The organism is Gilliamella apicola, assembly GCF_000599985.1.
Lineage (GTDB): Bacteria > Pseudomonadota > Gammaproteobacteria > Enterobacterales > Orbaceae > Gilliamella > Gilliamella apicola.
On sequence record NZ_CP007445.1, the window covers coordinates 950,449 to 965,216 of the forward strand.

The following is a 14,768-nucleotide window of genomic DNA, read 5'->3' on the forward strand; positions in this document are numbered from 1 at the left end:
GACTATTCCGCCAATAACGTTGGCGGAATTTTTATTTTTTAAAATTATGTTGGATAATTGAATACCAATAATGAAAAAGTTTTTTTATAAATCATTTCTTTTTTTATTGTTATTATCAGTTTTGTTAGTTGGCAGCTTTTTTGTTGCGGATTATTTTTTCCCATTATCTATTTCGCAAAATAAAACAACACAAACCGTTGTTGCTCAAGATGAAACGCCTTTATGGCGATTTGCTGATGAAAAGGGGATTTGGCGTTATTCGGTAAGCCTTGATGAAGTTCCTGATTATTATCTTGATGTGTTATTAAATTATGAGGATCGTTATTTTTATAATCATATTGGCGTTAATCCGATGTCACTATTTCGTGCTGCTTGGCAAAACTTATCCAATAATAAAATTATTTCAGGTGGTAGCACCATTTCAATGCAGGTAGCTAGGTTACTCTCTCCTCATGATCGAACAATTATCGGTAAATTAAAACAAATCTTTCGGACTTTTCAACTTGAACTACATTATAGTAAAGAAGAGATTTTAACTTTATATATTAATCATGCGCCTTATGGCGGCACAATTGAGGGTATTGGAGCCGCTAGCTGGTCTTATTTTGGTAAACAACCTAAAGCTTTAACTCATAGTGAAGCGGTATTATTGGCGGTATTGCCTCAAGCGCCGAGTCGATTAAGACCAGATCGATTTCCTAAAAGGGCTAAGCAAGCTCGTGACAAAGTATTAGATAGACTTGCTCAATATGATGTTTGGCCGAAAGAGTTGATTGAACAAGTTCGACGTGATGAAGTTTGGGTTTATCCACGAAAAACACCACAGTTAGCACCATTATTGGCTTATCGTTTAAAACAGCAATATCCTAATGATAATATTATTCATTCCACTATTGATATTTCTATTCAATATATTTTAGAAGATCTTGCTATTAATCGAAAAAAACAGCTCCCACCTAAAACATCATTGGCAATTTTAGTAGTAGATCATGACGATATGACGGTTAAAGGATATGTTGGTTCTGCTGACTTTAATGATAAAGAGCGTTTTGGTCAAGTCGATATGATTAGAGCGTTACGCTCTCCTGGTTCAACACTCAAGCCTTTCATTTATGCCTTTGCTATTGATGATGGTATGATTCATTCTGAATCGTTACTACAAGATGTTCCGCGTATAACTACCGATTATCGACCAACTAATTTTGATGAAGGTTTTCATGGACCAGTTAGTGCTTCTGATGCATTAAGTAAATCATTAAATTTACCGGCAGTTCAATTAATTGAGTTATATGGTCCAAAAAGATTTGCAGGAAAACTCGCAGGTATTGGTTTACCTTTATTCTCTATTGCAAATGATCCAAATATTTCATATATATTAGGTGGAGCCTCGCTTAGGATGGATAACCTTGTTAGTGCATACAGTGCATTTGCAAGGCACGGTGATGTGAGTCCCTTACGATTTACTCAATCTGATCCTTTAATTAATAAACCTTTTATCTCTGATGGTAGTGCATGGATAACACGGCAAATGTTGATTAATAGCAATTTATTAGCTTATAAAACAGGAACCAGTTATGGTTATCGCGATGCTTGGGCTATTGGTATAAATCCTCGATATTTGATAGGTATTTGGGTAGGGCGCCCTGACGGTACGCCAGTTGTTGGGCAGTATGGTTCAATGTCAGCAATGCCAATTTTACAACAAGTAAATTCGATTTTGTTAAATAGAGAAAGTCGTTTAAACCATCCTCTTCTTACTTATGAGAAACCTGATTCAGTATCAAGTGCCAAAATTTGTTGGCCATCAGGTCAGCCACTTCCTGAGTCTGATGCTAATTGCCATCGTCAAAAAACAGCATGGGTATTAAATAATATGTTGCCACCAACATTAAGCACCTATAGTGAATTAAAAAACAATATTTACCGTTCAGGTTGGATAAATATTTGGGTAAATGATCGCGGTGAGCGTGTAGCAGCTGATTGTATAGGAGCACAAAAAAAGCAGATAGCCTTGTGGCCAGTTTCATTAGAAAATTGGTTATTAACTAAAGAAAGACGACAATCTTTACTGCCTCCAATTGATAAAAATTGTCCTGTAATGGGTAAAGATATTTTTAACCCACTTAATATTGTTGGCTTACGGGACAAGCAACTGATTAGAGCATTACCAGGCAATAATCAAGTCACGATTGATTTAATTCCCGAAGGTGGATTCGGTGAAAAATGGTGGTTTTTAGATGGTACTTTAGTGGCTAATTCAAAGGATAATGAAAAAGTTGCTTTAACTGTGACTAAAAATGGAAAACATCGTTTACTGGTATTAGATGAAAGTGGACAAATTGTCCGAATAAATTTTATGTCAGATTAATAAAGGAACATTAACATGGCTATTGAACAAACCCTCAGCATTATTAAACCTGATGCGGTAAAAAAACAGATTATTGGCGAAATTCAAACAAGAATTCACCAAGCTAAACTCGATATTATTGCGATAAAAATGGTGAAGTTAACAAAGGAACAAGCTGAAGGTTTTTATGCTGAGCATCAAGACAAGCCCTTTTTTGCTAATTTGGTAAATTTTATGATGTCTGGACCAATTGTTGTTCAAGTTTTACAAGGTGAAAATGCCGTTGAGCGCTACCGACAACTTATGGGGCCTACAGATCTATCTAAAGCCTCTGCTGGGACTTTAAGAGCAGATTTTGCGAACAGTATGAGAGAAAACGCCGTACATGGTTCCGATTCTTTAGCATCAGCAGAACGTGAAATTGCTTATTTTTTTGTCGATAGCGAAATATTTCGATAGATGACTATCAATTAACAACGAGTTGTGAAACTTATGAAAATTACCTATAAACAGTTAACGAGTGCAGTGGAACGAAAATTATTGACCTATCAACAGGCAGAACAATTATGGCTGTTTTTCCAAGAACAGAATAAACATCAGCCTAGCTTTCAATTTACGCATATATTGTATTATCTAGGCAGTTTGATTGCTATAGGTGCGATGTCACTATTTATGACTTTAGGTTGGGAGCATTTAGGCGGTATTGGTTTATTGTGTATTAGTACTATTTATGCCGTTACTGCATTTTTTACAGCAGAATTTTTATTAAAACGTTATCATCTGATCATCCCAGCGAATATATTAATAACGTTAGTGATCGTATTAACGCCTCTAGGGGTTTATGGATTTGAAAATGCTATAGGCGTTTTGGATAACCATTATACCTACACTGATTATCATCAATATATAGATTTTAGTTGGTTATTTATGGAGTTAGCGACCGTATTTGTTGCTGTTTGTCTAATTATTCGATATCGATTTTCTTTTTTATTTATGCCATTAACATTTACACTCTGGTATATGAGTATGGATCTTACACCTTATCTAGTTCATTTATTGGATTATGCAAAAGACAATATCGATTATTCTGATTATTTAAATGTTCGTCAACAAGTATCGCTATGGTTTGGATTATTGGTTATTGTGGTGGCCTTTCTTATCGATATAAAGAATAAAAGTGATAAAGATCTGTCATTTTGGCTCTATTTATTTGGTGTTATTGCTTTTTGGGGAGCATTAAGTTCAATGGAATCAGACAGTGAATTTAATAAATTTCTTTATTTTTGTGTTAATTTACTCATGATACTAATAGGGGTAATAATCGTTAGAAGAGTTTTTGTTATTTTTGGCGGTTTAGGAATAACTGGATATTTAAGTTATTTGTCATATAACGTATTTGAAGACAGTCTACTATTTCCTTTTGCCTTAACAATAATAGGTTTATCTATTATCGTGGCGGGTATTTTTTGGCAACGTCATGAAAAAGCAATAAACAGTTACTTATTGCAATCTGTGCCGCCAGGATTAAAAAAATATCTTGAATTTAAACATTATTAATGTGTTTGTTCTCTGAGCCTAATTAGCTATATCTATCCACATATTTATAATATATTATGGATAACTATTAGCGAGAAATAATATAGTATAGTCTTTCGTAAAATAGTCCCTTTTGATTGTGCACTATCTTATCAATTTAAATCCCAATTTCCAGCCATACCCAAGCAATATTATTGTAATGGTCAGGTGTTTACTCTTACCAATGCATTCATTGATTTTAACAATATGTTTTTTTAATCGTTAGTTTTTAATGACCAGATTTTTTTAATGTAAGGTCTAATTATTATCATCTTTAATGTGTTATAAAAAAGAGCGTATTCTTTCAGCATTAACAATTTTATCAAGCAAATTTAATTCTCTTAATATAACTTTTAGTTATAACTATGTAATGATTTATTATTTATTTATAACATTTTTTTCTTGATAGACTTTAAAAGGTACCTAATATAACTTTTAATGAGGTTTTGAATGAAATTTCTTACTAAATCGCTGATAACGGTTGCTTTCATTGGCACATTATTAAGCACCAATTCAGCTTTTGCCGATCGCTTAGATGATATCGAAAAGCGTGGTGAAATTAAAATAGCCGTATTTGATAGCAATCCACCTTTTGGTTTTATTGATGAAACAACCAACAAAATTGTAGGTCTTGATGTAGATTATGCCAATGCAATTGCCAAAGAGTTAAATGTCAAAGTTGAATTGGTACCAACTAATCCAGCTAATCGCATTCCATTATTAACTTCACAAAAAGCGGATTTAATAGTGGCTAACTTTACGGTTACCGATGAAAGAGCAAAAACAGTTGATTTTAGCTTGCCTTATTTTGCTACCGGTCAAAAATTTATTGCTAAAAAGGGTGTACTTAAATCAACCGATGATCTGAATAATTTGCGAATTGGCGCTGATAAGGGCACCGTGATGGAAATTACTCTTCGTGAAAAATATCCAACTGCAAAAGTGATCTCTTATGATGATACACCATTTGCGTTTGCTGCATTACGTAATGGTGTGGTGCAAGCGATTACCCAAGATGACGCTAAATTAATAGGTTTACTTGCCAATGTACCAGAAGAACAGCGTGAAGCCTTCGAAATTTCACCATTTAGTATCACACAAGAATATCAAGCGGTCGGTATTCCAAAAGGAGAAACGCGATTAAAAGATAAAGTGAACCAAATATTATTAAAACTTGAAACTGGTGGTGAAGCATTAACGATTTATAATCGTTGGTTTGGTCCTAACACTAAATCGGCAATGCCCCGCGGTGAATTTAAAATAGGTCAGGTTCAATAAACTATGTTAGAGCAATTACTCGAACCTCGCTATTTATGGTGGTTATGGGATGGTTTTTTAGTAACTTTAGCTATCTCATTTTTTACTATCATTTTTTCGACGATTTTAGGTTTTTTGTTGGTTATTGCTCAGCAAAGTCGAATCAAATTGATTAAGGGTATTGTATTAGGGTATAACGCAATTTTTCGTTATTCTCCATTATTGCCACAATTGTTCTTTTGGTATTTTGGCATTGGTAACTTGTTGCCTACCGAATTTAAAATGTGGTTGTTTGACGAGCCACAAATTCAATTATGGTTTTTTACACTAAAAATGCCATCATTTGAATTTATTATTGGTTTTATTGGATTGACCTGTTATTCCAGTGCTTTTATTGCCGAAGAATTTAGAGCAGGTATTGCTGGAGTGAGCGTAGGGCAACAACAAGCATCGCTGGCATTAGGATTAACTTGGTGGCAAAGTACTGATGAATCCCCTAATGATTTTGGTAAAAATCATTAAGTTAAGGTGGATACACATCTTGTCATATGATCAAATGGTTTCGCGAAAAATCAATAATCAGACAACAAGATGTGCGAACTCGATATTTTACACGACTCTCTTTACCAATTCTGCCCCGAATTACACTTAAAACGACTCAACAGCTTAACGTTGGCTTGCCACGCATTACTTGACTGTAAAACTCTCACTCTTACCGAACTTGGCCGTAACCTGCCAACCAAAGCGAGAACAAAACATAACATCAAACGAATCGACCGATTGTTAGGTAATCGTCACCTCCACAAAGAGCGACTCGCTGTATACCGTTGGCATGCTAGCTTTATCTGTTCGGGCAATACGATGCCCATTGTACTTGTTGACTGGTCTGATATTCGTGAGCAAAAACGACTTATGGTATTGCGAGCTTCAGTCGCACTACACGGTCGTTCTGTTACTCTTTATGAGAAAGCGTTCCCGCTTTCAGAGCAATGTTCAAAGAAAGCTCATGACCAATTTCTAGCCGACCTTGCGAGCATTCTACCGAGTAACACCACACCGCTCATTGTCAGTGATGCTGGCTTTAAAGTGCCATGGTATAAATCCGTTGAGAAGCTGGGTTGGTACTGGTTAAGTCGAGTAAGAGGAAAAGTACAATATGCAGACCTAGGAGCGGAAAACTGGAAACCTATCAGCAACTTACATGATATGTCATCTAGTCACTCAAAGACTTTAGGCTATAAGAGGCTGACTAAAAGCAATCCAATCTCATGCCAAATTCTATTGTATAAATCTCGCTCTAAAGGCCGAAAAAATCAGCGCTCGACACGGACTCATTGTCACCACCCGTCACCTAAAATCTACTCAGCGTCGGCAAAGGAGCCATGGGTTCTAGCAACTAACTTACCTGTTGAAATTCGAACACCCAAACAACTTGTTAATATCTATTCGAAGCGAATGCAGATTGAAGAAACCTTCCGAGACTTGAAAAGTCCTGCCTACGGACTAGGCCTACGCCATAGCCGAACGAGCAGCTCAGAGCGTTTTGATATCATGCTGCTAATCGCCCTGATGCTTCAACTAACATGTTGGCTTGCGGGCGTTCATGCTCAGAAACAAGGTTGGGACAAGCACTTCCAGGCTAACACAGTCAGAAATCGAAACGTACTCTCAACAGTTCGCTTAGGCATGGAAGTTTTGCGGCATTCTGGCTACACAATAACAAGGGAAGACTTACTCGTGGCTGCAACCCTACTAGCTCAAAATTTATTCACACATGGTTACGCTTTGGGGAAATTATGAGGGGATCTCTCAGTGCATTGCCTCCAATTCCCATAATTTATTACGCCGATAATAACTTGGTGTAACCTTAAAAATGTACTTAAATCGACGTGTAAAAGATTGTTGGGAATCAAATTGATATTTTAATGCGATCTCAAGGATAGTTTTTTTCGTCAACCTCAACTCAACAGCCGCTTTCGTCAAACGACGAGCACGAATATAGCTAGCCAGTGTGACCCCTGTTACTTTTTTGAACAGCCGCTGAAAATACCACTTGGTATAACCCGCTTTATTCGCCACATCATCAAGCAGTAAAGACTGATCTAAATTATGTTCAATCCATAATAGAACATCTTTGATAACCGTTGTATGAAACTGCTTATCATCATATCTTAATTGGATGTTATTAGCTTTATTTTGATAGCGAGAATGCTGTTCAATATACATAAAATAACCTAAATGTTCTTAAGATTGTCACGACCACATCATCATGATACCATAAACATACTGACGGTATGTTATTTTAAATCTATCATGGAAAATAAAAATCATCAACAAGAAAATTTTAAGAGTACCTATCAATCACTGGTTAACTCAGCACGAATATTGTTTGTTGAAAAAGGCTATCAAGCTGTTTCAATAGATGAGATCTCGGGAAAAGCGTTGGTGACCAAAGGTGCCTTTTATCATCACTTTAAAAATAAAAAACAATTACTCAGTGCCTGTTATAAGCAGCAATTAATTATGATTGATGCCTACATCACAACAAAAACTGATTTAACAAATGGTTGGTCTGCCTTAGAAAGTATATTTGAACATTATCTTGATTATATTATTGATAATAATAAAAACCTTATCCCTATCCAAGAAGTGATGCCTATCATTGGTTGGAATGAACTTGAAAAAATTAGCCTTGAATACATTACTGGTAAGGTAAACGCCATTGTCAGCAAATTGATCCAAGAGAACCAACTTAAAGCTTATGATGATGATGTGCTTAAAAACTTACTCAATGGCTGGTTTATGCATATCGCAATACATGCGAAAAACCTAAAAGAGCTTGCCGATAAAAAAGGCCAATTTATTGCTATTTACCGCGGCTTTTTATTGAGCTTGAAAGATAAATAAAATAGATAGGTTTTATTTGAAGCTAAATCTTCTTTATCGTAAAAAATGCCCTCTTGGGTTATCAAGAGGGTCATTATATTTCGCGGAATAACATCATTTGGTGACGAAATAACTAAGCACTTGTCTCCTGTTTACTCCCCTGAGCTTGAGGGGTTAACATGAAGGTCATCGATAGCAGGATAATAATACAGTAAAACGCTAAACCAATAATCCAAATCCAGCCATCCCAAATTGGTAGTGAATGATTATAAATAACAGCAAACAGTAATGGGCCAATAACACCGGTTGCATTGGTAAGGCTCACCAATAATCCCTGTAAAGCACCTTGCTGATGACTCTTTGTTTGGATAGACATCACTCCCTGTAATGCAGGTAAAGCGATCCCACCACCAGCCAATAAAATTAAAACAGGGAAAACTAACCAACCTTCAGATATAAACGCTAAAAAGGCAAATGCACTACTATCTGCAATAAATCCGAGCAGTACTGCCGTTTTTTCGCCCCATTTAGTGGCTATTCTTCCTGCCACAAAGGCTTGGAATACTGAGTGTAAAAGACCAAGACCCGCTAATGAAAAGCCAACCATCATGCTATTCCATCCAAAACGATTTTCGGTAAATAGCACCCACACCGTTGCGGGAATTTGGCCTATCAATTGCGCTGAAAAATAAATAATCAACAAAATGGGCATCGTTTTAAATAAAGTGATGTATACCGAATTCGATTGCGTCTCAACCCCTACTTCGGTATCTGTATTATCACGTGTATTTTTGGTTTCACGGAACCAAAACATAACCACAAGGAAAGTGACAATATTTAGCAACGCAGCGATAAAAAAGGGACTATGCGGTGAAATCTCTCCTACAAAACCACCAATAATAGGCCCCGCTATTAAACCAAGCCCAAAACTTGCCCCTAACCAACCGAACCACTTCACGCGTTGAGAAGCTGAGGTGGTATCGGCAATGACCGATGCCGCGACAGCCCCAGTAGCTCCTGTGATCCCTGAAAGCAAACGGCCTAAATACAGCATCCAAAGCGCACTTGAAAAAGCCAGCAATAAGTAATCCAGCGATGCGCCTATTAATGACAACAACAGCACTGGGCGCCGACCAAATCGGTCAGACATTTTTCCAAGCCAAGGAGCAAAGATAACCTGCATTAACGCATAAAGTGCAAGCAATACGCCAAAGTGGTTAGCGATATCTTCCGAAGCAATAAATTCACGTAATAACGTTGGCAAGACTGGCATGATAAGGCCAATCCCCATGGCATCGAGTAACGTAATTACCAATGCGATCTTTGTCGAACTATTCATTTCACTTTTCTCTATCACTTATAGGGAGTGGTAAAATAACTCTATCAATGATAGAATGTCAACAAAAATTAGGAATTAATGATGTCTAGATTAGATAAAAGTAAAGTGATTAACAGCGCATTAGAGCTGCTTAATGAGGTCGGAATCGAAGGTTTAACAACCCGTAAACTCGCCCAGAAGCTAGGTGTAGAGCAGCCTACATTGTATTGGCATGTAAAAAATAAGCGGGCTTTGCTCGACGCCTTAGCCATTGAGATGTTAGATAGGCACCATACTCACTTTTGCCCTTTAGAAGGGGAAAGCTGGCAAGATTTTTTACGTAATAACGCTAAAAGTTTTAGATGTGCTTTACTAAGTCATCGCGATGGAGCAAAAGTACATTTAGGTACACGGCCTACAGAAAAACAGTATGAAACTCTCGAAAATCAATTAGCCTTTTTATGCCAACAAGGTTTTTCACTAGAGAATGCATTATATGCACTCAGCGCTGTGGGGCATTTTACTTTAGGTTGCGTATTGGAAGATCAAGAGCATCAAGTCGCTAAAGAAGAAAGGGAAACACCTACTACTGATAGTATGCCGCCATTATTACGACAAGCTATCGAATTATTTGATCACCAAGGTGCAGAGCCAGCCTTCTTATTCGGCCTTGAATTGATCATATGCGGATTAGAAAAACAACTTAAATGTGAAAGTGGGTCTTAAAAGCAGCATAACCTTTTTCCGTGATGGTAACTTCACGGTAACCAAGATGTCGAGTTAACCACCCTTTAGATTCATAAAGCGAAAATAATGCGGCTCCAACGTACCCACCTAAATGGAAACGGCGTTCACTCCAATCTAAACACGCACAACAGATTTTACGTGAATGTTTGGAAGGAACGTCAATTCCCATTTCATGAAAATATTGAATACCACTTAATGTGATCATTGAACCATTTTCAGTGATCCATTGCTGTTGACAAAGGGAATCATAGATCTTAACGGCAACTTCGCCAGCTAAATGATCATAGCAAGTACGTGCTTTTCGTAAATGCACTGGCGTGGAAACTTTGGCATGTACGCCATGGTTTAAGGAGATCCCCATCATACTTTCCATCAATTCAGCAATATCTTTTCCTGCTAGCCGAAAATAACGATGCTTGCCTTGAGCTACTACTGTGATTAGCTGGCAATCTAATAATTTAGATAAATGACTGCTCGCCGTTGAAGCTGATATATTCGCCACAGAACTTAGCTCAGTGGCCGTCCAAGCTCGCCCATCCATCAAAGCACTGAGTATTTTAACTCGTGAAATGTCAGACATAGCCGCCCCTATCGCGGCTATTGAGGACTCAAAGGTAACCTCTTTTCGTATTAAATTAGCCATCGCAAGTTCACTTTATTGCCCAAGGGAGCGTAACAGATGCAGCCATACTATCATTGTCCGTTATTAATATCAGTTGGTTAGCATGGTCACTGTATTGCACTAAAATATTAATGTTATTCTCCGCCAATACTCGTGCTATTTCGCCAAGTTCCCCCGGTTTTTCCTGTTTTAACTTACGAATTAATGGTGTCCGGATCGCAAGTACTAACAGTCCAGCTTGCTCTAGCGCTATTTTAGCTTCCTTTCCTTGTTCAACAAGAAAATGAGCATGGCATTCATCACCAACCGTAAATATCCCTCCCCCCTTCCAATCCAATACCTTTATTACCTAATGTTTTTCCTAGTAATGCTAATTGTCCTATTTGATTATCTAAAACAACGTGAACATCAAACATTATCCTTGTCCTTTTTAAATGAATATTCGCGAGTAATATGAGCAATACTAATTTTGTAAAAATCAAATATTGACTCTCGCCCTTCTTGTTGAGCTTTCGCATGTAAAACATGATTTTTCCATTGCAGAACTGCGTATTCGTTTTCCCACCAAGATAGCGATAACATTTTTCCTTCTGTAGCTAGACTTTGAAAACGTTCAATTGAAATAAAACCAGCTACATGACTTAATAGTGGTCTTAACTCCTCAGCTAAAGTCAAATAGCGAGTTTGTTGGTCGGGTTGTATTTGCACCTCAAATATTACAGCAATCATATTTTTCTCCGTTATTAATCAACAAACAGAGTAATCCACCCGAAAATTAACACTTCGATAAGCAACGAAATATAGAAAGGTCATGCTGCTGTTTTATGTTGTATATCACACTTCTTTAAATTGCTCGGCCTGCGCTTATCATGTTCTCCTTCTCTTATAATTTTGTTTATTATTTATACTTTTTTATTTTTTGCTATCACCGAAAATAGTGCGGATCCCGCATGGTATTTAGGTTTACCCATCATTAAATACCATTGTTGTTATTTTAATCTTTTTAATATTTCATGATTAAGATCACACTAAAATTATGACCCTATTAACTAAAAGTTATGGATACCCTAATAAAACTCATTGTTAAAGATTAGTTAACCAAAGTAACTTCATTTTTCACTATTGTTAAATTGTTATAGTGAAAATTCTGGTAAACTAATAGAGGTAAAAAAATGATCCTAGATGCCAGTTATACATTATTAGTCGCATGTATCGCGCTACTCATAGGAATGTTTGTCGTAAAATTTACCCCGTTCCTACAAAAAAACCACATACCAGAAGCCGTCGTTGGTGGCTTTATTGTTGCAATTGTTCTGTTAATTATTGATAAAACATCAGGTTATTCGTTTACTTTTGATGCTTCATTGCAAAGTTTATTAATGCTCACATTCTTTTCCTCTATCGGGCTAAGTTCTGACTTTTCTCGACTGATTAAAGGAGGAAAGCCGTTAGTTCTATTAACTATTGCAGTAACGATCCTAATCGCCATTCAAAATACTGTCGGCATGAGTATGGCTGTCATGATGAATGAAAGTCCATTTATTGGCTTAATTGCAGGTTCAATTACTCTAACAGGTGGTCATGGTAATGCCGGAGCATGGGGCCCTATTCTCGCTGATAAATATGGTGTAACAGGCGCCGTTGAATTAGCGATGGCTTGTGCAACACTTGGATTAGTGTTGGGTGGTTTAGTTGGCGGCCCTGTTGCCCGTCATCTTTTGAAAAAGGTCTCTATTCCTAAAACAACCGAGCAAGAGCGCGACACTATCGTTGAAGCTTTTGAGCAACCAAGCGTCAAAAGAAAAATCAATGCAAATAACGTTATTGAAACCATTTCAATGCTGATTATCTGTATTGTTGTTGGTGGCTATATCAGTGCATTGTTTAAAGATACTTTTCTGCAACTGCCTACTTTTGTCTGGTGTTTATTTGTCGGTATTATTATCCGTAATACACTGACTCATGTATTTAAACACGAAGTGTTTGAGCCGACCGTCGATGTATTAGGTAGCGTTGCTTTATCGCTTTTCTTGGCAATGGCGTTAATGTCATTAAAATTTGGTCAATTGGCAAGCATGGCAGGGCCAGTATTAATTATCATTGCTGTACAAACTGTTGTCATGGTGCTATTTGCCTGCTTTGTCACCTTCAAAATGATGGGCAAAGATTATGATGCTGTCGTGATCAGCGCGGGTCACTGTGGCTTTGGTATGGGAGCAACACCAACAGCAATTGCGAATATGCAAACAGTCACAAAAGCATTTGGACCATCACATAAAGCTTTCCTTGTCGTTCCTATGGTCGGTGCCTTTATTGTTGATATTTCAAACAGTATCTTAATTAAAATATTTATTGAAATTGGTACATACTTTACCTAATAGCTACACACTACTCGGCGTACTTCTCCTAACAATTTATTATAGGGCAGTATGCCGAGCCGCTTTCTTACCCCGTATATTCCCCTAGTCAATCTATTTAGCTTGCACGTTTACGAATTAATTCTCGTGACAACTAAACCAAAATTTGAATTATGACGAGTATATCTGATTATTTATACTTTATTCGTTAGAATAGTCCGTAGAAATAAATAATCAGTAGGCTACATGGAATGAAATTAAGACATCTCGATATCTTTTATGCTGTAATGACTTGTGGTTCCTTAACGCGTGCGGCTGAAGTTTTACATATTTCTCAACCCGCGGCGAGTAAAGCACTCAAACATGCTGAGCACTGAGAGATCCCCTCATAATTTCCCCAAAACGTAACCATGTGTGAATAGATTTTGAGTAAGCAGGGTTGCAGCCACGAGTGAGTCTTCCCTTGTTATTGTGTAGCCAGAATGCCGCAAAACTTCCATGCCTAAGCGAACTGTTGAGAGTACGTTTCGATTTCTGACTGTGTTAGCCTGGAAGTGCTTGTCCCAACCTTGTTTCTGAGCATGAACGCCCGCAAGCCAACATGTTAGTTGAAGCATCAGGGCGATTAGCAGCATGATATCAAAACGCTCTGAGCTGCTCGTTCGGCTATGGCGTAGGCCTAGTCCGTAGGCAGGACTTTTCAAGTCTCGGAAGGTTTCTTCAATCTGCATTCGCTTCGAATAGATATTAACAAGTTGTTTGGGTGTTCGAATTTCAACAGGTAAGTTAGTTGCTAGAATCCATGGCTCCTTTGCCGACGCTGAGTAGATTTTAGGTGACGGGTGGTGACAATGAGTCCGTGTCGAGCGCTGATTTTTTCGGCCTTTAGAGCGAGATTTATACAATAGAATTTGGCATGAGATTGGATTGCTTTTAGTCAGCCTCTTATAGCCTAAAGTCTTTGAGTGACTAGATGACATATCATGTAAGTTGCTGATAGGTTTCCAGTTTTCCGCTCCTAGGTCTGCATATTGTACTTTTCCTCTTACTCGACTTAACCAGTACCAACCCAGCTTCTCAACGGATTTATACCATGGCACTTTAAAGCCAGCATCACTGACAATGAGCGGTGTGGTGTTACTCGGTAGAATGCTCGCAAGGTCGGCTAGAAATTGGTCATGAGCTTTCTTTGAACATTGCTCTGAAAGCGGGAACGCTTTCTCATAAAGAGTAACAGAACGACCGTGTAGTGCGACTGAAGCTCGCAATACCATAAGCCGTTTTTGCTCACGGATATCAGACCAGTCAACAAGTACAATGGGCATCGTATTGCCCGAACAGATAAAGCTAGCATGCCAACGGTATACAGCGAGTCGCTCTTTGTGGAGGTGACGATTACCTAACAATCGGTCGATTCGTTTGATGTTATGTTTTGTTCTCGCTTTGGTTGGCAGGTTACGGCCAAGTTCGGTAAGAGTGAGAGTTTTACAGTCAAGTAAGGCGTGGCAAGCCAACGTTAAGCTGTTGAGTCGTTTTAAGTGTAATTCGGGGCAGAATTGGTAAAGAGAGTCGTGTAAAATATCGAGTTCGCACATTTTGTTGTCTGATTATTGATTTTTGGCGAAACCATTTGATCATATGACAAGATGTGTATCTACC

13 protein-coding genes and 3 pseudogenes are annotated in these 14,768 nt (G+C 37.7%); 10 read left to right on the forward strand and 6 right to left on the reverse strand.

The genetic code is table 11. The annotated features are described in order from the left end of the window. Positions 1–70 precede the first annotated feature (70 nt). From pbpC to GAPWK_RS04365, 6 genes are all read left to right on the forward strand, one after another. A complete protein-coding gene (pbpC, locus tag GAPWK_RS04340; protein ID WP_025315060.1) occupies positions 71–2,368 on the forward strand; it encodes a penicillin-binding protein 1C in 2,298 nt (765 codons plus the stop codon). Between the two features lie 15 nt (positions 2,369–2,383). Continuing rightward, complete coding sequence (ndk, locus tag GAPWK_RS04345) at positions 2,384–2,806, forward strand: nucleoside-diphosphate kinase (protein WP_025315061.1); 423 nt, start codon at positions 2,384–2,386, stop codon at positions 2,804–2,806. Positions 2,807–2,839: 33 nt separating this feature from the next. Beyond that, a complete protein-coding gene (locus GAPWK_RS04350) occupies positions 2,840–3,904 on the forward strand; it encodes a hypothetical protein (protein WP_025315062.1) in 1,065 nt (354 codons plus the stop codon). A gap of 468 nt (positions 3,905–4,372) precedes the next feature. Next, positions 4,373–5,200 (forward strand): ABC transporter substrate-binding protein, encoded by an 828-nt coding sequence (locus GAPWK_RS04355; protein WP_025315063.1) that lies wholly within the window; start codon positions 4,373–4,375, stop codon positions 5,198–5,200. Positions 5,201–5,203: 3 nt separating this feature from the next. After that, positions 5,204–5,701 (forward strand): ABC transporter permease subunit, encoded by a 498-nt coding sequence (locus GAPWK_RS04360; protein WP_051516230.1) that lies wholly within the window; start codon positions 5,204–5,206, stop codon positions 5,699–5,701. A 69-nt stretch (positions 5,702–5,770) separates the two neighbouring features. Next, positions 5,771–6,979 (forward strand): IS4-like element ISVsa5 family transposase, encoded by a 1,209-nt coding sequence (locus GAPWK_RS04365; protein WP_001339197.1) that lies wholly within the window; start codon positions 5,771–5,773, stop codon positions 6,977–6,979. A gap of 30 nt (positions 6,980–7,009) precedes the next feature. Here GAPWK_RS04365 and GAPWK_RS04370 read toward each other — a convergent pair. Continuing rightward, positions 7,010–7,405, reverse strand: a pseudogene (locus GAPWK_RS04370) (helix-turn-helix domain-containing protein); the annotation flags it as partial. Between the two features lie 87 nt (positions 7,406–7,492). Here GAPWK_RS04370 and tetC point away from each other — a divergent pair. Beyond that, the gene (gene tetC, locus GAPWK_RS04375; protein ID WP_000428546.1) at positions 7,493–8,086 is read left to right on the forward strand and encodes a tetracyline resistance-associated transcriptional repressor TetC; all 594 of its coding nucleotides are present in this window, start codon (positions 7,493–7,495) and stop codon (positions 8,084–8,086) included. A gap of 112 nt (positions 8,087–8,198) precedes the next feature. On the opposite strand, the gene tet(B) is transcribed toward tetC, so the two are convergent. Beyond that, complete coding sequence (gene tet(B) / locus GAPWK_RS04380) at positions 8,199–9,404, reverse strand: tetracycline efflux MFS transporter Tet(B) (RefSeq protein ID WP_025315064.1); 1,206 nt, start codon at positions 9,402–9,404, stop codon at positions 8,199–8,201. Between the two features lie 81 nt (positions 9,405–9,485). Between tet(B) and tetR(B) the strand changes: the two genes are divergently transcribed. Next, on the forward strand, positions 9,486–10,109 hold the full coding sequence (gene tetR(B), locus GAPWK_RS04385; RefSeq protein WP_000088605.1) for a tetracycline resistance transcriptional repressor TetR(B): 624 nt from the start codon (positions 9,486–9,488) through the stop codon (positions 10,107–10,109). Here tetR(B) and GAPWK_RS04390 read toward each other — a convergent pair. The 3 genes and pseudogenes from GAPWK_RS04390 to GAPWK_RS04400 form a co-directional block, all read right to left on the reverse strand. Beyond that, on the reverse strand, positions 10,087–10,773 hold the full coding sequence (locus tag GAPWK_RS04390; protein WP_001284954.1) for an ArsR/SmtB family transcription factor: 687 nt from the start codon (positions 10,771–10,773) through the stop codon (positions 10,087–10,089). The two genes, tetR(B) and GAPWK_RS04390, sit on opposite strands and share 23 nt — an antisense overlap. A gap of 7 nt (positions 10,774–10,780) precedes the next feature. Next, positions 10,781–11,168: pseudogene (locus tag GAPWK_RS04395) on the reverse strand (amino acid-binding protein). Beyond that, positions 11,161–11,481, reverse strand: coding sequence for an antibiotic biosynthesis monooxygenase family protein (locus GAPWK_RS04400; protein ID WP_000562370.1), 321 nt, complete (start codon positions 11,479–11,481; stop codon positions 11,161–11,163). Before GAPWK_RS04400 ends, GAPWK_RS04395 begins: the two are co-directional and overlap by 8 nt. Positions 11,482–11,924: 443 nt before the next feature. Here GAPWK_RS04400 and gltS point away from each other — a divergent pair, with 443 nt between their 5' ends. Together gltS and GAPWK_RS04410 are read left to right on the forward strand one after the other, a co-directional pair. After that, positions 11,925–13,130: a sodium/glutamate symporter gene (gene gltS, locus GAPWK_RS04405; protein ID WP_000599533.1), complete on the forward strand. Its 1,206-nt coding sequence runs from the start codon at positions 11,925–11,927 to the stop codon at positions 13,128–13,130. A 230-nt stretch (positions 13,131–13,360) separates the two neighbouring features. After that, positions 13,361–13,480 (forward strand): annotated as a pseudogene (locus GAPWK_RS04410) (LysR family transcriptional regulator); the annotation flags it as partial. Between the two features lie 15 nt (positions 13,481–13,495). Here the strand turns inward: GAPWK_RS04410 and GAPWK_RS04415 are convergent. After that, positions 13,496–14,704, reverse strand: coding sequence for an IS4-like element ISVsa5 family transposase (locus GAPWK_RS04415; protein ID WP_001352368.1), 1,209 nt, complete (start codon positions 14,702–14,704; stop codon positions 13,496–13,498). Positions 14,705–14,768: the final 64 nt, after the last annotated feature.